General features: G+C 70.9%; 22 protein-coding genes. 14 read left to right on the top strand and 8 right to left on the bottom strand.

Annotated features, from left to right (window positions below; translation table 11 throughout):
- Positions 1-2: 2 nt before the first annotated feature.
- The gene (locus tag ACIQZO_RS37040) at positions 3-257 is read right to left on the bottom strand and encodes a MoaD/ThiS family protein (RefSeq protein WP_403635336.1); all 255 of its coding nucleotides are present in this window, start codon (positions 255-257) and stop codon (positions 3-5) included.
- Between the two features lie 460 nt (positions 258-717).
- Here ACIQZO_RS37040 and ACIQZO_RS37045 point away from each other — a divergent pair, with 460 nt between their 5' ends.
- Both ACIQZO_RS37045 and ACIQZO_RS37050 read left to right on the top strand, forming a co-directional pair.
- Complete coding sequence (locus tag ACIQZO_RS37045) at positions 718-1533, top strand: response regulator transcription factor (protein WP_403635337.1); 816 nt, start codon at positions 718-720, stop codon at positions 1531-1533.
- A gap of 24 nt (positions 1534-1557) precedes the next feature.
- Complete coding sequence (locus ACIQZO_RS37050; RefSeq protein WP_403635338.1) at positions 1558-2580, top strand: LacI family DNA-binding transcriptional regulator; 1023 nt, start codon at positions 1558-1560, stop codon at positions 2578-2580.
- Between the two features lie 16 nt (positions 2581-2596).
- Here the strand turns inward: ACIQZO_RS37050 and ACIQZO_RS37055 are convergent, their stop codons facing one another.
- The gene (locus ACIQZO_RS37055; RefSeq protein WP_403635339.1) at positions 2597-3643 is read right to left on the bottom strand and encodes a MerR family transcriptional regulator; all 1047 of its coding nucleotides are present in this window, start codon (positions 3641-3643) and stop codon (positions 2597-2599) included.
- A gap of 141 nt (positions 3644-3784) precedes the next feature.
- On the opposite strand from ACIQZO_RS37055, the gene ACIQZO_RS37060 reads away from it, so the two are divergent.
- The 3 genes from ACIQZO_RS37060 to ACIQZO_RS37070 all read left to right on the top strand — a co-directional run bounded on the left by ACIQZO_RS37060 (position 3785) and on the right by ACIQZO_RS37070 (position 7309).
- On the top strand, positions 3785-5026 hold the full coding sequence (locus tag ACIQZO_RS37060) for a S1C family serine protease (RefSeq protein ID WP_403635340.1): 1242 nt from the start codon (positions 3785-3787) through the stop codon (positions 5024-5026).
- A 109-nt stretch (positions 5027-5135) separates the two neighbouring features.
- A complete protein-coding gene (locus ACIQZO_RS37065; protein WP_403635341.1) occupies positions 5136-5867 on the top strand; it encodes a response regulator transcription factor in 732 nt (243 codons plus the stop codon).
- Positions 5864-7309, top strand: coding sequence for a sensor histidine kinase (locus tag ACIQZO_RS37070; RefSeq protein ID WP_403635343.1), 1446 nt, complete (start codon positions 5864-5866; stop codon positions 7307-7309). The genes ACIQZO_RS37065 and ACIQZO_RS37070 overlap by 4 nt, the downstream gene beginning before the upstream one ends.
- Here ACIQZO_RS37070 and ACIQZO_RS37075 read toward each other — a convergent pair.
- Both ACIQZO_RS37075 and ACIQZO_RS37080 read right to left on the bottom strand, forming a co-directional pair.
- Complete coding sequence (locus ACIQZO_RS37075) at positions 7289-8203, bottom strand: phosphatidylinositol-specific phospholipase C (protein ID WP_403635391.1); 915 nt, start codon at positions 8201-8203, stop codon at positions 7289-7291. The two genes, ACIQZO_RS37070 and ACIQZO_RS37075, sit on opposite strands and share 21 nt — an antisense overlap.
- A 141-nt stretch (positions 8204-8344) precedes the next feature.
- Positions 8345-8914 (bottom strand): TetR/AcrR family transcriptional regulator, encoded by a 570-nt coding sequence (locus tag ACIQZO_RS37080; protein WP_403635345.1) that lies wholly within the window; start codon positions 8912-8914, stop codon positions 8345-8347.
- A gap of 142 nt (positions 8915-9056) precedes the next feature.
- Here ACIQZO_RS37080 and ACIQZO_RS37085 point away from each other — a divergent pair, with 142 nt between their 5' ends.
- Entirely contained in the window at positions 9057-9836 is a 780-nt protein-coding gene (locus tag ACIQZO_RS37085; RefSeq protein ID WP_403635347.1) for an alpha/beta fold hydrolase, read from the top strand.
- Positions 9837-9924: 88 nt separating this feature from the next.
- Here the strand turns inward: ACIQZO_RS37085 and ACIQZO_RS37090 are convergent, their stop codons facing one another.
- Complete coding sequence (locus ACIQZO_RS37090; RefSeq protein ID WP_403635348.1) at positions 9925-11742, bottom strand: bifunctional metallophosphatase/5'-nucleotidase; 1818 nt, start codon at positions 11740-11742, stop codon at positions 9925-9927.
- Positions 11743-11910: 168 nt separating this feature from the next.
- Here ACIQZO_RS37090 and mshD point away from each other — a divergent pair, with 168 nt between their 5' ends.
- The 7 genes from mshD to pstB all read left to right on the top strand — a co-directional run bounded on the left by mshD (position 11911) and on the right by pstB (position 20858).
- Positions 11911-12837, top strand: coding sequence for a mycothiol synthase (gene mshD, locus ACIQZO_RS37095; RefSeq protein ID WP_403635350.1), 927 nt, complete (start codon positions 11911-11913; stop codon positions 12835-12837).
- 378 nt (positions 12838-13215) lie between these two features.
- Positions 13216-15510, top strand: coding sequence for an RNA degradosome polyphosphate kinase (locus ACIQZO_RS37100; protein ID WP_403635352.1), 2295 nt, complete (start codon positions 13216-13218; stop codon positions 15508-15510).
- Positions 15491-16468, top strand: coding sequence for a CHAD domain-containing protein (locus tag ACIQZO_RS37105; protein ID WP_403635353.1), 978 nt, complete (start codon positions 15491-15493; stop codon positions 16466-16468). The genes ACIQZO_RS37100 and ACIQZO_RS37105 overlap by 20 nt, the downstream gene beginning before the upstream one ends.
- Before the next feature lie 247 nt (positions 16469-16715).
- Positions 16716-17852, top strand: a complete 1137-nt coding sequence (gene pstS, locus ACIQZO_RS37110; RefSeq protein ID WP_403635355.1) for a phosphate ABC transporter substrate-binding protein PstS — start codon at positions 16716-16718, stop codon at positions 17850-17852.
- A 128-nt stretch (positions 17853-17980) separates the two neighbouring features.
- Positions 17981-18970: a phosphate ABC transporter permease subunit PstC gene (gene pstC, locus ACIQZO_RS37115; RefSeq protein ID WP_030387243.1), complete on the top strand. Its 990-nt coding sequence runs from the start codon at positions 17981-17983 to the stop codon at positions 18968-18970.
- Positions 18970-20052, top strand: coding sequence for a phosphate ABC transporter permease PstA (pstA, locus tag ACIQZO_RS37120; RefSeq protein ID WP_403635357.1), 1083 nt, complete (start codon positions 18970-18972; stop codon positions 20050-20052). The genes pstC and pstA overlap by 1 nt, the downstream gene beginning before the upstream one ends.
- Positions 20053-20081: 29 nt before the next feature.
- On the top strand, positions 20082-20858 hold the full coding sequence (pstB, locus tag ACIQZO_RS37125) for a phosphate ABC transporter ATP-binding protein PstB (protein WP_403635359.1): 777 nt from the start codon (positions 20082-20084) through the stop codon (positions 20856-20858).
- A gap of 122 nt (positions 20859-20980) precedes the next feature.
- On the opposite strand, the gene ACIQZO_RS37130 is transcribed toward pstB, so the two are convergent.
- Positions 20981-21979 carry an anion permease gene (locus ACIQZO_RS37130; RefSeq protein WP_403635360.1) on the bottom strand — a complete coding sequence of 333 codons (999 nt, stop codon included), beginning with the start codon at positions 21977-21979 and terminating at the stop codon, positions 20981-20983.
- A gap of 5 nt (positions 21980-21984) precedes the next feature.
- On the bottom strand, positions 21985-22605 hold the full coding sequence (locus tag ACIQZO_RS37135; RefSeq protein ID WP_008742369.1) for a DUF47 domain-containing protein: 621 nt from the start codon (positions 22603-22605) through the stop codon (positions 21985-21987).
- A gap of 195 nt (positions 22606-22800) precedes the next feature.
- Between ACIQZO_RS37135 and ACIQZO_RS37140 the strand changes: the two genes are divergently transcribed.
- Positions 22801-23115 carry a metal-sensitive transcriptional regulator gene (locus ACIQZO_RS37140; RefSeq protein ID WP_030009310.1) on the top strand — a complete coding sequence of 105 codons (315 nt, stop codon included), beginning with the start codon at positions 22801-22803 and terminating at the stop codon, positions 23113-23115.
- Positions 23116-23286: 171 nt separating this feature from the next.
- On the opposite strand, the gene ACIQZO_RS37145 is transcribed toward ACIQZO_RS37140, so the two are convergent.
- Entirely contained in the window at positions 23287-23433 is a 147-nt protein-coding gene (locus ACIQZO_RS37145) for a hypothetical protein (protein ID WP_162498481.1), read from the bottom strand.
- Between the last annotated feature and the right edge of the window lie 162 nt (positions 23434-23595).

Here is a 23595-nt window from a genome sequence, read left to right on the forward strand (position 1 = left end):
GCTCACCCGCCCGCGAACGGCGGGAGCACCTCTACGGTGCCCCCCTCGGTCAGCGGGACGGCATCGTGCGGGCGCTTGCCCACAGGCTCGTCGTTCACGAGGAAGGAGCAGCGCAGCAGGACCCGGGTCAGCTCCCCGGGGTGGCGTTCCCGCACGGCGTCGAGCGCCTCGGCCAGTGTTCCCGCCGAGTACGGCTCCTCCGCCGTCCTGGCCGCGGCCTTGGCCGCCGCCCAGTAGCGGATGGTTCCGGTTGCCACTGCAGCTCCTATCGTCGGCTCTCTTCCGTCGGCCTCCATGATGGCCCCTCCCACCGCTGACACCGGCGTGCCCGGGCGCGGCCGGGGTGCGCCCGGGTGGCCCCGCGGCAGCGCTCGGCGGACCCCCGATCCGGTGAAACCCGGGCATACGCAGGGCGAAGGCGTGGCATGAACCACAGCAGCGGAAGTGGAAGAAGCCTCGGCCACACATCGCAGGGTGGGCTATTCTGCTTGGCGAGAGGATCCGGGCAACGTTGCCCCCGGGTCCTTTTGTGCTTTCTTCGCGTTGAACGAACCGAGAACAGCGGTATCCATGCGGACCCCAGGGCGCGGGGCCGGACGGATGCCGGGCAAGACGTACGAAGCAGTGCCGCGCACGTCCTCGACGGGACCGAGGAGGAACCGACGTGATGGACCAGCGAACCGTGCACCACCGTCCGACCCGGGCAGGTGGTCGGTCGTGAGCTCACTCCTGCTGCTCACCAACGCCCTGCAGCCGTCCACCGAGGTGCTGCCCGCCCTCGGCCTGCTGCTGCACAACGTCCGGGTGGCCCCGGCCGAGGGCCCCGCCCTGGTGGACACCCCGGGAGCCGATGTCATCCTCGTGGACGGCCGCCGCGACCTGCCGCAGGTGCGGTCGCTGTGCCAGCTGCTCCGCTCCACCGGACCCGGCTGTCCACTGATCCTGGTCGTCACCGAGGGCGGCCTGGCGGCCGTCACCGCCGACTGGGGCATCGACGACGTGCTGCTGGACACCGCAGGCCCCGCCGAGGTCGAGGCACGGCTGCGGCTGGCCACCGGCCGTCAGCAGCTGGGCTCGGACGACTCCCCCATGGAGATCCGCAACGGCGACCTGTCGGTGGACGAGGCGACGTACTCCGCCAAGCTCAAGGGGCGGGTGCTGGACCTCACCTTCAAGGAGTTCGAGCTGATCAAGTACCTGGCCCAGCACCCGGGCCGGGTCTTCACGCGCGCCCAGTTGCTGCAGGAGGTCTGGGGCTACGACTACTTCGGCGGCACCCGGACCGTCGACGTGCACGTACGGCGGCTGCGCGCGAAACTCGGCCCCGAGCACGAGTCCCTGATCGGCACGGTCCGCAACGTCGGCTACCGCTTCGTCACGCCGGAGAAGGTGGAGCGGGCGGCGGCGGAGGCCGCGGCGCAGGCGGCGGCCAAGGCCGCCGCGCGGACGGCCGCGCAGAGCGCCCCGGCCGTCACCCGATCGGCCGAGGACTCTGTGAGCATCCACTCGGCCGGACGCCCTGCCCAGAGGTAGGTCACCCCGCGTAGACTGCCGCGCGTGGCCAAGGTGACGCGGGATGACGTTGCACGACTTGCGGGTACGTCTACCGCCGTCGTGAGCTACGTCATCAACAACGGACCCCGGCCGGTCGCCCCGGCCACGCGCGAGCGTGTCCTCGCCGCGATCAAGGACCTGGGCTACCGCCCGGACCGGGTCGCCCAGGCGATGGCGTCGCGGCGCACCGACCTCATAGGCATGATCGTCCCGGACGCCCGTCAGCCGTTCTTCGCGGAGATGGCGCACGCGGTCGAACAGGCCGCCGCGGACCGCGGGAAGATGGTGCTCGTCGGCAACTCCGACTACCGGGACGAGCGCGAGGTCCACTACCTGCGGGCCTTCCTCGGCATGCGGGTGTCGGGCCTGATCCTGGTCAGCCAGGGCATGAGCGAGCGCGCGGCCTCGGAGATCGAAGCGTGGGACGCGCGGATCGTGCTGCTGCACGAGCGCCCGGAGGCGATCGACGACGTCGCCGTCGTCACGGACGACATCGGCGGCGCCCAGCTCGCCACCCGCCACCTGCTGGAACACGGGCACGAGTACGTGGCCTGCATCGGCGGCGTCGAGAACACCCCGTCCGTCGGCGACCCGGTCGCCGACCACGTCGAGGGCTGGCGGCGCGCCATGCAGGAGTCCGGCCGCTCGGTGGAGGGCCGGCTCATCGAGGCCCCGTACAACCGCTACGACGCCTACAAGGTCGCGCTGGAGGTCCTGGCGCGGCCCGACCGCCCGACGGCCATCTTCTGCGCCACGGACGACCAGGCGATCGGTGTGCTGCGCGCGGCGCGCGAGCTGCGCATCGACGTCCCCGGTGAGCTGGCCGTCGCGGGCTTCGACGACGTCAAGGAGGCCGCCCTCACGGACCCGCCGCTGACCACGATCGCCTCGGACCGCCCGGCGATGGCCCGTGCCGCGGTGGACCTGGTCCTGGACGACGGCCTGCGCGTGGCCGGCTCCCGGCGGGAACGGCTCAAGCAGTTCCCGTCGGCGCTGGTGATCCGCCGGTCCTGCGGCTGTCACTGACCGCTGCTCACGCCGGTCAGTCGTCGAGCGTGCAGGGCATCAGCAGGGAGAAGGCGTCCTCGGTGCCCGGCCGCAGCAGGACGAGCGGGGCCCTGGGGCCGACGTACTCCAGCAGCATCCCCTCCTCACCGACGGCGAGCGCGTCGAGGAGGAAGCCGGGGTTGACCCCCACCCGGTCCCCGGGGCCGGCGTAGTCGGCTGCGGCGACGGTGACGGTGTCCGTCAGGACCAGGGCGCACCGTTCGCCGCCCTGCCCGGCGAGGGCCCGCCGCAGCGCCGGTACGTCCAGGGCGATGCGGCGTCCCTCGGGAAGCCTCATCAGGCGGCGATGGTCGGGGAACTCCTCGCCGAGGCCCTGGCCGGCGACCCGGCGGCCCTGGATCTCCAGTTCGACCTCGTCCCCCGCCACGGTGAGGGCGGCGGGGCTGTCGTCGGTCAGCAGGGCCCGCATGGCGTCCACGAGCGGGGCGGGCACGGTCACCTGGACCCGTTCGCCGCCGTGACCGGTGGTGTGCGCGCAGGCGACGGCCATCCGGTAGCGGTCGGTGGCCACGAGGTGCAGGTCCGTCCCCTCCAGGTCGAAGTGGATCCCGCCGAGCATCGGCAGTTCGGGGTCCTCGCCGACGGCGAACCGTACGGCGTCCAGCGCCGCCGCGAACTCCGCGGCGGGCACGGTCAGCCGGGCGGTGCGGGACGTACCGGTGGTGGTGGTGGTCATGCCTGTCTCCTTGTGTCCCAGTAGCGAGCGAACCGTGGAGAGCGCCCCGCGGGCGTCGGCGAGCTCGCGTTCGAGCCGTCGCAGATGGCCGTCCAGCAGCCGCGGCACCAGACCGGTGTCCCCGCCGGACCAGCCCGCCAGCACGAGCCGGACGTCCGCGAGCGGCATCCCCGCCTGCCGGAGCCGGGCCAGCAGCCGGGCCTCGCCGAGCTGTTCGGGCGCGTACCAGCGGTATCCGGTCGCCGGATCCACCCGGGCGGGCACCAGGACACCGACGCGGTCGTAGAACCGCAGCGCGCTCACGCCCAGGCCGCTGTCCCGGCCCATCTCGCCAATGCTGTGCATCTCGCTCTCCACACCGGTGACTCTGGGACCTCCACCAGGTCGAGGGTCAAGGCCGGTCCTTATATCGGTCATACGCGGTTCTGTCGGGCTTCTCAGCCCGGACTCAGGAAGCTCTCATGATCAGTGGACAGAGTCATAGTCATGACCGAGAACTTCCGCCGCGAAGGCGAGTACCCGCAGGAGAACAGCCCGGCCCAGCACGCGCCGTTCGGCGAGGACTGGCAGCGCGGGCGGGACCGGCTGGCGCAGGAGACCGGAGCCGAGGCAGCGGCCGCGGCCGCGGCCTACCCGCCGCCGCCCTCGTACCCGCCCGCCGCGCCCGGCTGGCACGAGGCGCACCAGCCGCCGGTGATCCGGGGCGAGACGGTCCCCGCGGCGGCTCCCGGCGAGGGTGGTGAGGGCGGCGGCCCGCGCCAGCCCGCCCACGCCGCCGCGCCCGCGCCCCGCGCCAAGCGGCCCGTCGCGCTGCTGGCCGCGGTCGCACTGGCCGCGGCCCTGGTCGGCGGCGGCACCGCGGCCGCCGTCCAGCAGCTGATGGACCGGCAGGACGGTACCTCCGGCGGGGTCGACGGCACCACCGTCTCGCAGTCCAACAGCGGCACCGTCGCCGGCGTCGCCGAGCGGGTCAGCCCCTCTGTGGTGCGCATCGACGTCCGTACCGGATCCGGTCAGGGCACCGGCTCCGGCATCGTCGTCACCGCCGACGGCGAGATCGTCACCAACAACCACGTGGTGAGCGGCGCCGCCGAGATCCAGGTGACCATGAGCGACGGCAAGAAGTACTCCGCCAAGATCCTCGGCACCGACCCCGACAAGGACCTCGCCCTGATCAAACTCCAGGGCGCGTCCGGGCTCACACCCGCCAAGCTCGGCGACTCCGGAGGCGTCAAGGTCGGCGACGAGGTCGTCGCCATCGGCTCCCCGGACGGCCTCACCGGCACCGTCACGAGCGGCATCGTCTCCGCGCTGAACCGCGAGGTGAAGGTGGCGAAGTCGGAACAGCAGTCCCCGCAGAGCCGGCAGCAGGGCGAGGACAGCTGGCCGTTCTCCTTCGGCGGCCGCCAGTTCAACGGGGACACCGGCTCCGACACCACCTCGTACAAGGCCCTCCAGACGGACGCCTCCCTCAACCCCGGCAACTCCGGCGGCGCCCTGGTGAACATGAACGGCGAGATCGTGGGCATGCCCTCCGCGATCTACTCGCCCTCGACCGGCAGCTCCTCCGCCGGCAGCGTCGGCCTCGGCTTCGCCATCCCGGTCAATACGATCAAGGCCGACCTGGACTCGCTGCGCAAGGGCGGCCCGGGCGGTGCGGGCTCCTCGGACACCGGCGACGGCACCCGCTCCGGCGGCTCCGCCAACGGCTTCGGCACCAGCTTCTAGCCCGTCCGCGCGCCGTCCGCACACCCGCCCGCACACCGGTCCGTGCGAGGCTGGAGGCGCCGTTCCGCAGCGCACCCCCGGCCGACCACCACTCCTGGGAGACCCATCCATGAACCCCGCCGAAGGCGAAGCGCGGATCCTCGTCGTGGACGACGAACCGGCCGTACGCGAGGCCCTGCGCCGCAGTCTCGCCTTCGAGGGGTACGCCGTACAGACCGCCGTCGACGGGCTCGACGCTCTCGACCGGGCGGCCTCGTACGCTCCCGACCTGATCGTCCTGGACATCCAGATGCCCCGGATGGACGGGCTGACGGCCGCCCGTCGGCTGCGGGCGGGCGGCAGCGTCACACCGATCCTGATGCTGACCGCACGGGACACCGTCGGCGACCGCGTCACCGGCCTCGACGCGGGCGCCGACGACTACCTCGTCAAGCCGTTCGAGCTCGACGAGCTCTTCGCCCGCGTTCGCGCCCTGCTGCGCCGCAGCTCCTACGCGGCCCCGCGGGCCGGCGCCGAGAGCCACGAGGACGCCCTGACCTTCGGCGACCTGCGCATGGACCTCGCGACCCGCGAGGTCACCCGGGCCGGGCGGCCGGTGGAACTGACCCGGACCGAGTTCACGCTGCTGGAGATGTTCCTCGCGCACCCGCGCCAGGTCCTGACCCGCGAGCAGATCCTCAAGACCGTCTGGGGCTTCGACTTCGAGCCCAGCTCCAACTCCCTGGACGTGTACGTGATGTACCTGCGCCGCAAGACCGAGGCCGGCGGCGAACCGCGCCTGGTCCACACCGTGCGCGGGGTCGGCTACGCCCTGCGTGCCGGCGAGAGCGGGCCCGAGTGAGCCCGACCGCCAGATTCCGCGCGCTGCCGCTGCGCTCCCGGCTCGCCCTGCTGGTCACGGTGGCGGTGGCGCTCGCCGTCGCGGGCGTGGCGGCGGTGTCCTGGGTGATGGTCCGCACCCAGCTGCGCGAACAGCTCGACCGCTCCCTGATGGCGACGAACGTAGGCGCCGAGGTGAGCCGGACCCTGATGCAGAACGACTGCCTCGCGCCGCCGCAGCAGCCCCGGCAGCAGATCGCCGGGAACCTGGGCGCGACCGTCCAGATCGTCCTCCCGGGCGGCAGCCACTGCTGGGTCGCCGGGCCCACCGCCCTGCCCGTGACCGAGGCCGACAAGCAGATCGCGGCGGGCAAGCGGGGCAAGACCCTGCAGAGCGTGACCACCTCCGACGGCGTCGAGATGCGCGTCTACACGATTCCGGTGGCGGCCCCCAACACCGGCCAGGTCTTCGGCGGTGTCTCCATCGCCAAACCGCTCGCCGACATCGACAAGCCCCTGTCCACCCTGGCCTGGGTGCTGCTCCTGGTGTGCGGCATCGGGGTCGTCGGCGCGGGCGCCGCCGGCCTGTGGGTGGCCCGTACGGGACTGCAGCCCGTCGACGAACTGACCGACGCCGTCGAGCACATCGCCCGGACCGAGGACCTGACCGTACGGATCCCGCACGCGGGCGACGACGAGATCGCCCGCCTGTCGCGGTCCTTCAACTCGATGACGGCGGCCCTCGCCTCCTCCCAGGAGCGCCAGGCCCAGTTGATCGCGGACGCCGGGCACGAGCTGCGCACCCCGCTGACCTCGCTGCGCACCAACATCGAGCTGCTCGCGCGCAGCGACGAGACCGGCCGGGCCATCCCGCCCGACGACCGGCGGGAGCTGCTGGCCTCGGTCAAGGCGCAGATGACGGAACTGGCCTCGCTGATCGGTGACCTCCAGGAGCTGTCCCGGCCCGACGCGGCCTCCCCCGGCCCGCTCGGAGTGGTCGCCCTGCACGAGATCACCGGGTCCGCGCTGTCCCGGGCCCGGCTGCGCGGTCCGGAGCTGCGCTTCGACTCGGACCTGCGGCCCTGGTACGTACGGGGCGAGGCGGCCGCGCTGGAGCGGGCCGTGGTCAACGTGCTGGACAACGCGGTGAAGTTCAGCCCGCCGGGCGGCACCGTCGAGGTGACGCTGCGGGCGGGCCGGCTGACCGTACGGGACCACGGTCCGGGCATTCCGGCCGAGGAGCTGCCGCACGTCTTCGAGCGGTTCTGGCGGTCCCAGTCGGCCCGCGCGCTGCCGGGCAGCGGACTGGGCCTGTCGATCGTGGCCCGTACGGTGGCCCGCGCCGGCGGCAGCGCCGAACTGCGGGCGGCGGCCGACGGCGCGGAGGGCACCGAGGCGGTGCTCCGCATCCCGGGGGCGCCGATGCCGCCGCCCTCCGATCCGTCAGTTGTGCCGGATCAGTGAGGCGACCAGGCCGGAGCGGGTGTTCGGGAAGTCCATGGGGACAATGCCGAGCCCGGTCCGGCCGGCCAGTTCCCCGCCGTCGACGAAGCCGTGGACCTGCGGGCCCAGGCGGTCCGAGTTCCAGCGCGGCGGCATGTACGCGGCGGTGCTGACGTAGTTCACGAAGAGCTTGCCGGGCTGCTGGACGGCCTTGCGGAAGTGGTTCTCGATCCGGCCGCGCTTGGCGAAGGGCTCCGTGTTGTAGTCGTCCTGGATGTCGAAGACATTGCCGTCGCCGTAGCGCAGGCCCGGCAGGCCGCCGTTGTCGGCGAGCAGGACCACCTTGCCGCGGGCCTGTCCGAGGGTGGGCAGGGTGTCGGCGATCCGGAACAGGGACCGCCAGCCGCGGTTGTTCAGGTAGTCGTCGAAGACGGCGCGGAAGGTGGCGTCGCTCTCCTGCGAGTACTCCTGCTTGACGCGCATCAGGACGGTTTCGGAGGGATGTGCCGCGAGGAAGTTCGCGCAGGCGACGAGGACGTCCCCGAACATCAGGTCCTGGAAGAAGGCCGCGTGGTGGATGGCGAAGGAGCCGCCCGTGGCCCGGCAGCGGACGTCGAGGAAGCGGATTCCGGAGTCGAGCTGCTGGGTGATCGAGGTGTTCTGGCAGGCGACGTAGAGGCCGCCCTTGGTGGCGCCGGAGTCGTGGGTGCCGGGGATGGTCATCCGCTGGAGGGCCGTGGAGTCACCGAGGCCGGCCATCCAGTCCTGCGTGCCGAGTGCGGTGGCCGACGCGGGTGCGGCGGCCACTTTGAGGGCCGCGCCCGCGGCCAGCGCCCCGACGAGGAACGCCCGCCGGCCCATGCCCGTGCCCGTCCTCGCGCCCGTTCCCGTACCCGTGCTCGCGCCCGTACCCATGCCGATGCCCATGCCCGCCCCTTCGCCGACCCGGTGATGGCCGGATTATGGCGTGCACACGTCAGCTTTACTACCCACGGGTACGGACGAGTGCGAACGCGGAGTCGGTGGACCCGGCGGACCCGGCGGCGCCCCGCGGGATCAGCCGTCCAGCAGCTCGGCCATCCGCCGCAGCCCCCGGGCGAGCTCCCGCCCGTTCGGCGCCTGCTCCGGATCGGTCAGGGCCTGCACCATCACCCCGGACAGCAGCGCGATGTGCACGGACCCGAGCGAGCGGACCTCCTCCTCCGCGACCTCGCCCTCCGGCACGCCGGACAGCTGCGCGGCCACCATGCGCCGTGACCGGCGCTGCCCCTCGGCCAGGATCGCGAGCAGTTCGGGCGAGGACTGGGCGTGGACGAAGGCCTCGACGGAGGCGGTCCAGAGCCAGCGCATCTCGCCGAAGTCGCGGATCTTGCGGTCCCAGGTGTCGGCGTAGCGCTCCTCGGCGGTTTCGCCCTGCCCGGCGAGCCGGCCCGACCCCGCGGCCCATTCGTCCATGGCCGCGAACAGCGCCAGGTTGAGCAGGGCCTCCCGGGACCCGAAGTGGTAGCCGATCGCGGCCATGCTCACCTTCGACGCCGAGGCGATATCGCGCACGGTCGTGCGCAGGTACCCCTTCTCCTCCAGGCAGCGCCGGGCTCCGGCCAGCAGGTCCTCGCGATTTCCCATGCCGGGATGGTAGCCGCGCCTCCTTTTGCGCAACTGCCCAATACAAACGTATTGCGCGGTTGCCCAAATCCTGGCAGGCTTCAGTCATCGCACGTCAGCCCACGTCATCGCCGGATCCGCCGGCCCGCAGGAGGCAAGAGCCATGCGCCACGAGCTGAAGACCGACGACCGGACCCTCTCCTACCTGGACTTCGGCGGCGCCGGCCGCCCGCTCCTCGCCCTGCACGGCGGTATGTCCGAGGGCGCCGCCTTCACCGGCCTCGCCGAGGCCCTGCGCGGCCGGTGGCGGGTCATCGCTCCCGACCAGCGCGGCCACGGGGACTCCGACCGCGCCCCCGACTACCGCCGCGAGGGGTACGTACGCGACGCCGTCGCCCTGCTCGACCACCTGGGCCTGGACGCCCCCGTCGCCGTACTCGGCTACTCACTCGGCGGGCTCAACGCCTACCACCTGGCCGCCGCCCACCCCGGCCGGGTCTCGGCCCTCGTCAATGTCGACACCTCCGTGGAGGTCCACCCCGCCGAGTCGGACTGGTTCGGCTTCCTGCGCGGCCTCCCGTACACCGCGTCCACCCGCGAGGAGCTCATCGCCGCCGCCGGAGCGGCCGCCGAACTCGTCACCCCGGGACTGCGCCCGCTGCCCGGCGGGGCGGGCTGGCGGATGCCCTTCCACCCGCAGGACGTGCTCGACTCCGTCGAGGAGTGCCGTGGCGACCACTGGGACGCCTGGCTCGCGAGCGACTGCCCGGCCCTGGTGATCAACGGCATCCGCAGCCACGCCCTCCCGCGGGCGACCGCCGAGGCGATGGCCGCCCGGCGCCCGAAGACCTCGTACACGCCCCTCGACGGCGATCACTTCGTGCCGTTCACGGATCCGGAAGGGGTCCACGCGGCCGTCGGGACGTTCCTGGCCTCCCTCTGATCCCCGCGCCACGGGGGTGCACGGGGAAAAGCCGGAGGGGCGGCGGGCCCATGGCCCACCGCCCCTCCAGGGGTACCGCACGCGGGTGCTACTTGATGACGGTGATCCGGTTCGCCGCCGGCGGGGCGATCGGGGCCGCCTCCGAGGAGTTGTTCGTCAGGTAGGCGTTGAAGCAGTCCAGGTCGGACGCGCCCACGAGCTTGTTCTTGTGCTCCTTCAGGACGGTGAAGCCGTCACCACCGCCCGCGAGGAACTCGTTCATCGCGACCCGGTAGGTCCTGGCGGGGTCGATGGCCGCGCCGTTCAGCTTCACCGAGTCGACGACGATGCGGTCGGCGCCCGCCTTCGTCATGTCCAGGGTGTACGTGAAGCCCTTCGACACCTGCAGGATCTTCGGGCTCGGTCCGTTGACCGGGCCGCTGACCTGCTGCTGGAGCGCGGTGATCAGCTGCGCGCCGGTCAGGTCCACGATGTTCATCATGTTGGTGAACGGCTGGACCGTGAAGGACTCGCCGTACGTCACCACGCCGTCGCCCTCGCTGCCCGAGGCCTTGTGGGCGAGGTCCGAACGGATGCCGCCCGGGTTCATGATGGCCAGCTGCGCGCCGCCCTTGTCCGCCGGGGCGAGCGCCTCGAGCTGCGCGTCGGCGATCAGGTCGCCGAGCGGCTTCTCGGGCTCCGCCGAGCCGCGGCCCGGGATGTCCGCCGAGATGAAGCCCTGCGGGCGGTTGGCGATCGGGGCCGCCAGCTCGTTCCAGCGCTGGAGCAGCTCGGTCATGTCCGCGGCCTTGGGCTGGTCGCGGGCGACGACCTTGTTGACCGGCTTCGGCGAGGCGACCGGCGTACGGACGATGTCCTTGGTCTGCCGGTCGTAGGTGAGGGTGGTGTCGGTGATCACACGGCCGATGGAGGCCGCGGAGGTCACCGCGCGCGGGTTGCCCGCCGGGTCGGGGATGTTGCAGGCGTAGGCCTGGTGCGTGTGGCCCGTGACCAGCGCGTCGACCTTGGAGTCCACGTTCTTGGCGATGTCCACGATCGCGCCCGAGATGCCGGCGCCGGCGCCCGGGATGTCGCAGTCGTAGTTGTACGCGCCGTTCGAGGGCAGGCCGCCCTCGTGGATCAGCGCCACGATCGACTTCACGCCCTGCTTGTTCAGCTCGGCGGCGTACTTGTTGATCGTCTCGATCTCGTCGCCGAACTTGAGGCCCTTGACGCCCTCGGCGGTCACGACGTCCGGAGTGCCCTCCAGGGTGACGCCGATGAAGCCGATCTTCACGTCCCCCTTCTTCCAGATGTACGTGGGCGACATCAGCGGACGCTTGGTCTTCTCGTCCGTGACGTTCGCGGCCAGGTACTGGAACTCGGCGCCCGTGAAGTCCTTGCCGTACTCGAAGCAGCCCTCGACCGGGTGGCAACCGCCGTACGCCATGCGGCGCAGCTCGGTCTTGCCCTCGTCGAACTCGTGGTTGCCGACGCTGGACACGTCCAGGCCGAGCTTGTTCAGCGCCTCGATGCTGGGCTCGTCGTGGAAGAGCCCGGACAGCATCGGGCTGCCGCCGATCATGTCGCCGGCCGCGGCCGTGACGGAGTACTCGTGGCCCTTGCGGGCCTCGCGCAGGCTGGTCGCGAGGTACTCGACACCGCCTGCGGGTATGGCCTTGGTGGTGCCGTCGGCCTGACGTTCGGTCACGGTGCCGGAGGAACCCTGCGGGGGCTCCAGCGTGCCGTGGAAGTCGTTGAACGACAGCATCTGGACATCGACGGTCCGGCTCTTGGCCGAGCCGCCACCACTCGCGGCACCGGCCGGAAGTGCGGCCGCGACCATCGCACCGGCCCCGGCCGTGACGGCGAGAGCGGCGAGGGTCAACCGGCGGGTTCGGCGGTGCCGTTGTGGCGTCGCTGACATTTAGTCCCCTTATGTGACAGCGGTAAGACTTGGGAGGTCCGCCGAAGCCTAAGGTCAACGCGCGTAGCTCTACCAGGGGGTAGGGGTATCGCCTTGGTTACGCGCAGAAGAAGCACCGACCACGCGCCCGCACTCCGCCCCTCCCCACGGCGGTCGTAGGCTCGTGCCATGACTGACGCAGCAGCGGCCCTGGAGCCGGGACGGCAGATTCAGACTCTCGACGAGCTGACGGAGGAACAGGCGGGCGCCGTACTCGACCTCATCGAGGACGCGGCACGTACGGACGGCACCACCGCCGTGTCCGAACAGGGACGGCTCCAGCTGCGCGGCGGGCCGCGCGAAGGAATCCGGCACTTCCTGCTCACCGAGAGCGGCCGGCTCTCCGCCTACGGCCAACTGGAGGACACCGACCCGGTCGAGGCCCCGGCCGCCGAGCTCGTCGTCCACCCGGCGCTGCGCGGGCGCGGCCACGGGCGCGCCATGGGCACGGCCCTGCTGGCCGCCTCCGGCAAGCGGCTGCGGGTCTGGGCCCACGGCGGCAAGTCGGCCGCCCGCCACCTCGCCCAGGTCCTCGGCCTGACCCTGTTCCGCGAGCTCCGCCAGCTGCGCCGGCCGCTGGCCGACGGCGCCCCGCTGCCGGAGCCGGTGCTCCCGCCCGGGGTGACCGTACGGACCTTCGTGCCCGGCACCGACGACGCCGCCTGGCTCACGGCGAACGCGGCCGCCTTCGCCCACCACCCGGAGCAGGGCTCGCTGACCCAGCGCGACCTCGACGACCGGATCGCGCAGCCGTGGTTCGACCCCAAGGGCTTCTTCCTCGCGGAGCGCGACGGGGAGCTCGTCGGCTTCCACTGGACGAAGGTCCACGCGGCGGAGGGGCTGGGCGAGGTCTATGTGGTCGGTGTCCGCCCGGGCGCCCAGGGCGGCGGCCTCGGCAAGGCCCTCACGGCGATCGGCCTGCGCCACCTGGCGGCCCAGGGCCTCCCGACGGCGATGCTCTACGTGGACGCCGACAACCCGGCGGCCCTGGCGGTCTACGAGGGCCTCGGCTTCACCACCCACGAGGTGGACCTGATGTACCGCACGGAAAGCTGACCCCGGCCGCCCCGATCCAGCCGTGCCGGCCCTTCCAGCCCCGCCGGCCCAATCCAGCCCCGCCGGCGTTTGAGGCGCGGGGTCCGGGGCGGAGCCCCGATCTTTCACCCCCGTCGGCGCCTGAGGCACGGGCAGGGGCGGGGCCCGGCGGCGGAGCCCCCGCACCGGCCCCGCGCCCGGCACGCCGGGGTCGCACGCCCCGCCCCCGCCACCCCCGCCGGGAGGCAAGTCGTGCACCCCGCCGGACCCAGGAAGCCACACGCCATTAACCGGGCATTCAGAACCGCTTGCGACTCTCCCCCAATGCAGCCCCGACTCCGACTGACGGCCGACCCGTCCGACGTGCCTGTCCTCCCGCGTGCGCGGAAGAATGGAGTCATGAGCCACAAGCCCAGCGCAGGCCCCACCGAGGTCCCCGCCCAGCACCCGTCTCAGACCCCCGGCAGCGCCCCCGGCGCCACCGGCACCGGCGCCGCCCCCGGCCGGTCCGTCACCGGAGCCCACGCCCGCATAGGGTCCATCTCCGCGCACCGCCCGCACGTAGACCTGGAGCCCGATCTCGACGCCGATCTGGACGCCTACGAGGACGACAAGGACGGCGACGAGCTCCCCCCGGGCCGCTTCCTCGACCGGGAGCGCAGCTGGCTCGCCTTCAACGAGCGGGTGCTGGAGCTCGCCGAGGACCCGACGACCCCGCTGCTGGAGCGCGCGAACTTCCTGGCGATCTTCGCGAGCAACCTCGACGAGTTCTTCATGGTCCGCGTGGCCGGCCTCAAGCGGCGCATCGCGACCGGTGTCGCCACCCGTTCGGCCTCGGGCCTGCAGCCCCGCGAGGTGCTGGACCTCATCTGGACGCGCTCGCGCGAGCTCATGGCCCGGCACGCCGCCTGCTTCCAGCAGGACATCTCCCCGGCGCTGGCCGAGGAGGGCGTCCACCTGATCCGCTGGCCCGATCTCACCGAGAAGGAGCAGGCGCGCCTCTTCACCCTGTTCCGCAACCAGATCTTCCCGGTGCTGACCCCGCTGGCCGTGGACCCCGCGCACCCGTTCCCGTACATCTCCGGCCTCTCCCTGAACCTGGCCGTGGTCGTGCGCAACCCCGTCAGCGGCCACCGCCACTTCGCCCGGGTCAAGGTCCCGCCGCTCCTCTCCCGCTTCCTGGAGGCCTCCCCGCAGCGCTACGTCCCGCTGGAGGACGTCATCGCCGCGCACCTGGAGGAGCTGTTCCCCGGCATGGAGGTGCTCGCGCACCACATGTTCCGGGTGACCCGCAACGAGGATCTGGAGGTCGAGGAGGACGACGCCGAGAACCTCCTCCAGGCCTTGGAGAAGGAGCTCATGCGGCGCCGCTTCGGCCCGCCCGTGCGCCTGGAGGTCGAGGAGTCCATCGACCCCGGCGTACTGGACCTGCTGGTCCAGGAGCTGAAGGTCAACACCTCCGAGGTCTACCCGCTGCCCGGCCCGCTGGACCTGACCGCCCTCTTCGGCATCTCCTCGCTGGACATCCCGGAGCTGAAGTACCCGAAGTTCGTCGCCGGCACCCACCGCGACCTCGCCGAGGTCGAGTCCGCGTCGGCGCCCGACATCTTCGCCGCCCTGCGCGAGCGGGACGTCCTGCTGCACCACCCGTACGACTCCTTCTCCACCTCGGTGCAGGCCTTCCTGGAGCAGGCCGCCGCCGACCCGGACGTCCTCGCGATCAAGCAGACGCTCTACCGGACCTCCGGCGACTCCCCGATCGTGGACGCCTTGGTCGACGCCGCCGACTCCGGCAAGCAGGTCCTCGTACTCGTCGAGATCAAGGCCCGCTTCGACGAGCAGGCCAACATCAAGTGGGCGCGCAAGCTGGAGGAGTCCGGCTGCCACGTCGTCTACGGGCTCGTCGGCCTCAAGACCCACTGCAAGCTGTCGCTCGTCGTCCGCCAGGAGGGCGACCAGCTGCGCCGCTACTCGCACGTGGGCACCGGCAACTACCACCCCAAGACCGCCCGGCTCTACGAGGACCTCGGCCTGCTCACCGCCGACCCGCAGGTCGGCGCGGACCTCTCCGACCTCTTCAACCGACTGTCCGGCTACTCGCGCCGCGAGACCTACCGCCGGCTGATGGTGGCGCCCCGCTCGCTGCGGGACGGACTGATCGCGCGGATCGACAAGGAAGCCGCCCACCACAAGGCCGGCCGCCCCGCGTACGTCCGGCTCAAGATGAACTCGATCGTCGACGAGGCCCTCATCGACTCGCTCTACCGGGCCGCCCAGGCGGGCGTGCCCGTCGACATCTGGGTGCGCGGGATCTGCGCGGTGCGCCCCGGAGTCCCCGGGCTCTCGGAGAACATCCGGGTCCGCTCGATCCTCGGCCGCTTCCTGGAGCACTCCCGGGTCTTCGCCTTCGGCAACGGCGGCGAACCCGAGGTGTGGATCGGCAGCGCCGACATGATGCACCGCAATCTCGACCGCCGCATCGAGGCACTGGTCAGGGTCGCCGACCCGGCCCACCGCGCGGCACTGGACCGGATGCTGGAAACCGGGATGTCCGACTCCACCTCCTCCTGGCACCTGGGCCCGGACGGCGAATGGACCCGGCACAGCACGGACGCGGACGGCCTGCCGCTGCGGCACGTACAGGAGATGCTCATAGACGCCCGGAGGCGCCGGCGTGGCTCAGCCAAACCATGACCCGATTACGGCGACGACGGCGGACGCGGGTGACGTGCTCGGCGCGTACCTGCGGGCCCAGGCCACCGCTTTCCTCCGCGCGCTGCGCCTACACGGTGAAAGCACGGCGAGCGGGGCCGACGCCGCCGAAGGAAGCGATGCGGCGCGCGGCCTGCGGGGGGCCGCGCGCCGCATCAGCGGATCCCTGGCCACTTTCCGGGTGGTGACCGAGTCCTCCTGGGCCGACGGGCTGCGCACCGAGCTGGTCTGGCTGTCCGCGACCCTGGCGGACGAGCACGCGTACGCGGTCCGGCTGACCCGGCTGATGGACGCCCTGCACCGGCTGTCGGGGTCCCCTGAACTGCCGGCTCCGCGCGGTTCGGCCGGCGCCGCCGGCGCGCTGACGGTGGGCTCGGCGCGTGCGGGCGCCCTGCTGGAGCGCCAGCTGACCCTGGCCCGTACGCGCGCCCACTCGGCCACCCTCCAAGCCCTCGGCTCCTCCCGCTTCCACGCGGTGGCGGACGCGGTGGCGGTGCTGGCCTCGGACGTTCCGCTCGACGCGGTCGCGGCCCGGGGCCGGGTGACGGACGTACTGGTCCCGCTGGCGGCCGTGGCCGAAACCCGACTGTCGGCGGCGGTCTCGGTGCTGCCGCCGGTCGACGCCACCCATCCGTACAACGCGGATCACGACGTGCCCTGGCACGAGGTACGCCGCCTGCTGCGGATCCACCGGTACGCGCGGGAGGCGCTGTGCGAGGACGTGACCCGCTCGGCGGCCGCGGGCCGTGCCCTGGACCGGCACCGCGACGCGGCCGAGGCGGCGACCGCCTCGGCGACGGCGGCCCGCACCCCGCGCATCGCCCCGGCGACGGCGTACGCCCTCGGCGTCCTGCACGCCGACCAGCGCCACGAGGTCGAAGCCGCGCGGCTGGAATTCCACCACATCTGGCTTCCCGAGCCTGCGGTCACGCCGCGATAACGTATGGGTAACAGATGATGACGGCCGCATGCGATCAGACGGTGTCACACCGGGTCGTCCGCCACGGTTCACCGTCCGTTCACTTGGCCCGGTCGGCTGCTTCACCTGTTCTGCCTAATTTCGGTGATGCACGGAGCGAGTCGCCCGCAGACGGAGCAGCTCAACCGCGCACCAGTCACGTAGTCCTCTTCGCACGCCGCCCCGATACAGAAAGCGGCCGGCGGCTTCTGGAAGGAACACCCGAAAAGTGAAGCTTCAGCGCAAGAACATGCTTCGTGCCTCCGCCCTCGGGGCGCTTGTCGTGTCCGGCGCCCTGGTCCTCACGGCGTGCGGCTCGGACGACAACACCAAGGGTGCCGACGGCTCGGCGAAGCCCTCCGCGGCGGCCGCGGGCGACATCAAGTGCGACAACGCCAAGGGCAAGCTCCTGGCTTCCGGCTCCTCCGCGCAGAAGAACGCGATCGAGCTGTGGATCAAGAACTACATGGCCGCCTGCTCCGGCGTCGAGGTCAACTACAAGTCCTCCTCCTCCGGTGAGGGCATCGTCGCCTTCAACCAGGGCACCGTCGGCTTCGCCGGCTCCGACTCGGCGCTGAAGCCGGAGCAGGTCGAGGAGTCGAAGAAGATCTGCACCGGTGGTCAGGGCATCGACCTCCCGATGGTCGGCGGCCCGGTCGCCCTCGGCTTCAACGTCGCCGGCGTGGACAAGCTGAACCTCGACGCCGCCACGGTCGCCAACATCTTCAACGACAAGATCAAGAAGTGGGACGACGAGGCGATCAAGAAGCTGAACCCCGGCGTCACGCTTCCCTCCACCGCCATCCAGGCGTTCCACCGCTCCGACGACTCGGGCACCACCGAGAACGTCACCAAGTACCTGAAGGCCGCCGCTCCCGACGCCTGGCCGCACGAGGCCGCGAAGAAGTGGGCCGCCCCGGGTGGCCAGGCCGCCTCCGGCTCCGCCGGTGTCGCCGCGCAGGTCAAGCAGGTCGACGGCGCGATCGGCTACTTCGAGCTCTCCTTCGCCAGCGCCCAGGGCATCAAGACCGTCGACCTGAACACGGGCGCCGCCGCCCCGGTCAAGGCCACCGGTGAGAACGCCTCCAAGGCCATCGCCGCCGCGAAGGTCTCCGGCACCGGCTCCGACCTGGCCCTGAAGCTCGACTACACCACCAAGGCCGAGGGCGCCTACCCGCTCGTCCTGGTGACCTACGAGGTCGTCTGCGACACGGGCAACAAGGCCGAGACGCTCCCGACCGTGAAGTCCTTCCTGAACTACGCCGCCTCGGACGCGGGCCAGAAGGTCCTCCTCGAGAACGGCTACGCGCCGATCCCGGCCGAGATCAACGCGAAGGTCCGTGAGGTCATCACCTCGCTGAAGTAATCCTGACCCCCGAGGTGTCGGCCACCCCCGTCCGGGCAGCCGACACCTCGGGGACCTTCCCCTCCCACCCGGGGGAATCCGGTGCACCGCCGCCAGGGGGCCTGCCCCCCACACAGACCGGAAAGACCATGGCTTCCACCACACCCACGCAGATAGACACGGCTCCGCCTGTCGCCAAGAGCGGAAGGTCCACCGGCCGCGCCGGTGACAAGATCTTCGCCGGGCTCTCCAAGGGCTCCGGCATCCTGCTCCTGGTGATCATGGCGTCGATCGCCGCCTTCCTCACCTACCGCGCCACGATCGCCCTGTCGAAGAACGAGGGGAACTTCCTCACCACCTTCGACTGGAACGCGTCGGCCAACCCGCCCGTCTTCGGCATCGCCGTCCTGCTCTTCGGCACCGTCGTCAGCTCGATCATCGCGATGGCCATCGCGGTTCCGATCGCTGTCGGCATCGCCCTGTTCATCTCGCACTACGCGCCGCGCAAGCTGGCCGCGCCCCTCGCGTACGTGGTCGACCTGCTGGCAGCCGTGCCGTCGATCATCTACGGCATCTGGGGCGCCCTCTTCCTCGTCCCGCAGCTGAACGGCCTGAACCTCTGGCTGGACGAGTACCTCGGCTGGACGTACGTCTTCGAGAAGACCCAGGTCGGCGTCGCCCGCTCGCTCTTCACCGTCGGCATCCTGCTCGCGATCATGATCCTGCCGATCGTGACCAGCGTCAGCCGTGAGGTCTTCCTCCAGGTCCCGCGCATGAACGAGGAGGCCGCACTGGCCCTCGGCGCGACCCGCTGGGAGGTCATCCGGATGTCGGTGCTGCCCTTCGGCCGCTCCGGCGTCATCTCCGCCTCGATGCTCGGCCTCGGCCGCGCCCTCGGCGAGACCATGGCCGTCGCGACCGTCCTCTCCCCGAGCTTCCTGATCTCCGGCCACATCCTGAACCCGGGTGGCGGCACCTTCGCGCAGAACATCGCCGCGAAGTTCGACGAGGCCAACGAGTTCGGCCGGGACGCGCTCATCGCCTCCGGTCTCGTCCTCTTCCTGCTCACCCTGCTGGTCAACGGTGCAGCTCGCCTGATCATCGCTCGCCGCAAGGACTTCTCGGGGGCGAACGCCTGATGAGCCACGCAATCCAGGACCAGCGGCCCACCCGGGCCCGTAAGTCCGCCGCCCCCACCAGCCTCACCCGCGGCGGCCTGCCCCGCTGGGCACCGGCCGGCATCGCGGTCCTCGCGATCGCCCTCGGCTGCGGCATCGGCCTCGTCTTCGACCTGCACAGCAAGGTCCAGTGGGGGCTCCTCGCGGCCCTGCTGTTCATCGCCATCACGTACACCGCCAGCGCGGTGATCGAGAACCGCCGCCAGGCCAAGGACCGTGTCGCGACCTCACTCATGTGGGTCTCCTTCGTCCTCGCGGTCATCCCGCTGCTCTCGCTGATGTGGACCACGATCAGCCGCGGGCTGGAGCTGCTGAGCAGCACCTTCCTCAGCCACTCCATGAACGGCGTGACCAGCTTCGACGAGGGCGGCGGCGTCTACCACGCCCTGCTCGGCACCATCGAGCAGGTCGCCCTCGCCACCTTGATCGCGGCCCCCATCGGCCTGCTGACCGCCGTCTACCTGGTCGAGTACGGCAACGGCCGCCTCGCCCGGTCCGTCACCTTCTTCGTCGACGTGATGACCGGCATCCCCTCCATCGTCGCGGGTCTGTTCATCCTGACGACCTGGAACCTGATGCTCGGCTTCGGCCCGTCCGGCTTCGCCGGCGCGATGGCCCTGTCGATCCTGATGATGCCGGTCGTGGTCCGCTCCACCGAGGAGATGCTCAAGCTCGTCCCGAACGAGCTGCGCGAGGCGGCCCTCGCCCTCGGTGTGCCGAAGTGGCGCGTGATCCTCAAGGTCGTGCTCCCCACCGCCATCGGCGGCATCTCCACCGGCGTGATGCTGGCCGTCGCCCGCATCGCCGGCGAGACCGCACCGATCATGCTGCTGGTCTTCGGTACCCAGCTGATCAATGGCAACCCCTTCGAAGGCGCCCAGTCCTCGCTCCCCCTCTACATCTGGGAGCAGTACAAGGTCGGTAGTGAACCCTCCTACGACCGGGCATGGGCCGCAGCGCTCGTCCTGATCGCCTTCGTCATGATCCTCAATCTGGTGGCCCGCGGCATCGCCCGCTGGAAGGCCCCGAAGACCGGTCGCTGACGCGACCTATGAAAGCGAAGTGACCCCTCATGGCGAAGCGAATCGACGTCTCCGGACTGTCCGCCTTCTACGGCACCCACAAGGCCATCGATGACATCTCGATGACCGTGGAGCCCCGCTCGGTGACGGCCTTCATCGGCCCCTCCGGCTGCGGCAAGTCCACCTTCCTGCGCACCCTCAACCGCATGCACGAGGTCACCCCCGGCGGCCGCGTCGAGGGCAAGGTGCTGCTGGACGACGAGAACCTGTACGGCACCGGCGTGGACCCGGTCGCGGTCCGCCGCACCGTCGGCATGGTCTTCCAGCGCCCGAACCCCTTCCCCACCATGTCGATCTTCGACAACGTCGCGGCGGGCCTGCGCCTGAACGGCAGCTTCAAGAAGTCCGAGCTCACGGACATCGTCGAGAAGTCGCTCCAGGGCGCCAACCTCTGGAACGAGGTCAAGGACCGCCTGAACAAGCCCGGCTCCGGCCTCTCCGGCGGCCAGCAGCAGCGTCTGTGCATCGCCCGCGCCATCGCGGTCGAGCCCCAGGTCCTGCTGATGGACGAGCCCTGCTCGGCCCTCGACCCGATCTCCACGCTGGCGATCGAGGACCTGATCGGCGAGCTCAAGGAGCGCTTCACGATCGTCATCGTGACGCACAACATGCAGCAGGCGGCCCGCGTCTCCGACCGCACCGCCTTCTTCAACCTCTCGGCCGTCGGCCGGCCCGGCAAGCTCATCGAGCTCGACGACACGGACCGGATCTTCTCGAACCCGTCCGTGCAGGCGACCGAGGACTACATCTCGGGTCGCTTCGGCTAAACCCGGGACCAGACGTCCTGCGGTGCTGCATGGCGGTGCCACCGCAAGGCGAAAGAAAGAAAAAGGGCCGGCTCCCCCTGGGTGGGGGGAGCCGGCCCGCTTTCGTTCCTCGTTCGATCCCGCTAGCCGAAGGCCAGGTTCACGACCCAGAAGCTGAGCGCGGCGACCAGGGCCGCGGCCGGCATCGTGATGAACCAGCCCATGACGATGTTCTTGGCGACGCCCCAGCGGACCGCGTTCACCCGCTTGGTCGCGCCCACACCCATGATCGCCGAGGTGATCACGTGGGTGGTGGAGATCGGCGCGTGGAAGAGGAACGCCGAGCCGAACATGATCGAGGCACCGGTGGTCTCGGCCGCGAAGCCCTGCGGCGGGTCCAGCTCGATGATCTTGCGGCCGAGGGTACGCATGATGCGCCAGCCGCCCGCGTACGTACCCAGCGACAGCATCACGGCACACGCGATCTTGACCCAGACCGGGATCGCCGCGTCGGCGGTCTGCACATCGGCGATGACCAGCGCCATCACGACGATGCCCATCGTCTTCTGCGCGTCCTGGAGCCCGTGGCCGAGCGCCATGGCCGCCGCCGACACCGTCTGCGCGATACGGAAACCGTGCTTCGCCTTGTGCGGGTTGGACCGGCGGAACATCCACAGGATGGCCACCATCACCAGGTAGCCGACGACCAGGCCGACGACCGGCGAGACGAACATCGGGATGACGACCTTGTCGATGACTCCCGACCAGATGACCTCGGTACCACCGGCCAGCGCCGCACCCACCATGCCGCCGAAGAGGGCGTGCGAGGAGGACGAGGGCAGCCCGAAGTACCAGGTGATCAGGTTCCACACGATCGCGCCGACCAGCGCCGCGAACAGGATCCACATGCCCGTGCTGCCGTGGGGCGTCTCGATCAGACCCTGGCTGACCGTCTTGGCCACGCCGCTGCCCAGGAAGGCACCGGCGAGGTTCATCACGGCCGCCATCGCCAGCGCCGCGCGCGGGGTCAGCGCCCGCGTCGAGACGGAGGTCGCGATCGCGTTCGCGGAGTCGTGAAAACCGTTCGTGTATGTGAAACCGAGCGCGACAGCGATGGTCACGACCAGAGCGAAGGTGTCCACGAGGTTCAGGACTCCTTGACCGCGATGGTCTCCACCGTGTTCGCAACGTGCTCGAACGCGTCGGCCGCCTCTTCGAGCACGTCGACGATCTGCTTGAGCTTCAGCACCTCGATGGCGTCGTACTTGCCGTTGAAGAGCTGGGCGAGCAGCTTGCGGTGGATCTGGTCGGCCTGGTTCTCAAGGCGGTTGACCTCGATCCAGTACTCGGTGAGGTTGTCCATCGTCCGCAGGTGCGGCATGGCCTCGGCGGTCAGCTCGGCCGCGCGCGCCAGGACCTCGATCTGCTGCTCCACACCCTTGGGAAGCTCCTCCACGTTGTAGAGGACGACGAGGTCGACGGCCTCCTCCATGAAGTCCATGATGTCGTCGAGCGACGAGGCCAGGTTGTAGATGTCCTCGCGGTCGAACGGCGTGATGAAGGAGGAGTTCAGCTGGTGGAAGATCGCATGAGTGGCGTCGTCCCCCGCGTGCTCCGCTGCCCGCATCCGCTCCGCGATCTCGGCTCGGGCGGAGGAGTCCGCTCCGAGCAGTTCCATCAGGAGCTTGGAGCCCGTGACGATGTTGTCCGCGGATGCGGCGAACATGTCGTAGAAGCTCGTCTCCCTGGGGGTCAGACGAAATCGCACGTGAGGTCCTCGGGGTGCATTGGATTCGGTCAGGCTGATGCTAGGCGCATCCCCCGGCCACGGCTAACCGGCCGTTCCCCAGTGTCCTCCATCGGGCAGAGTGAGGACCACGGACCCCTGCCTCGCGCGGCGGGGCCCGGTATCCTATACCCATGAGGGGTATCCATCCCCTCGTTCCGGACCACGGGAGGACCTATGACGACCATCGAGGCGGAGGGCTCCGGAGCCGTCCACGGCTACCACCACCAGAAGGACGAGCACCTCAAGCGGCTGCGCCGGATCGAGGGCCAGATCCGCGGCCTCCAGCGGCTCGTCGACGAGGACGTCTACTGCATCGACATACTCACCCAGGTCTCGGCGAGCACGAAGGCACTGCAGTCCTTCGCCCTCCAGCTGCTGGAGGAGCACCTGCGGCACTGCGTCGCCGACGCGGCGGTCAAGGGCGGCACGGAAATCGACGCCAAGGTCGAGGAAGCCACCAAGGCCATCGCCCGGCTCCTGCGCACGTAGCCACCCGGGCCATCCCGGCCCGGCCGACGCTCGAGGCACTTCCTCCAACCCCGCCGGCGTGTGAGCCGCGCCCTTTCAGCCCCGCCGGCGTTTGAGGCGCGGGGTCCGGGGCGGCGCCCCGGCAACGGCGCCGCACCGAAACGCTCGGCGCTACCACCTACCACCCACCACCTACTGCCCGAGCAGGACCTCGTCGATCCGGTCCAGGCTCAGCCGCTCCTCGACCGCCGCCGATGCGGCAATGATCAGCTCACCGCACAGCTCGATCTCGGCGAGAGCCACGTGGTCCTGCACCGTCGTACCGCCTGCGGGAGTCACGCGTGTCACCTCAATCTGCCACCGGCCACCGGCCGTCTTCGGTCATACCGCACCGCACCACGCGCCGGCGCCCGGCTTCTCAGCGTAGGGAGGAAGCCCCTCCCGCCGCATGACACGGATGGACCATTTCCGGATACCGGGGCATGGCCCGATCGCGCCGCC

The sequence above is a fragment of the Streptomyces sp. NPDC097617 genome, assembly GCF_044761485.1.
In the GTDB taxonomy this organism is placed as follows: domain Bacteria; phylum Actinomycetota; class Actinomycetes; order Streptomycetales; family Streptomycetaceae; genus Streptomyces.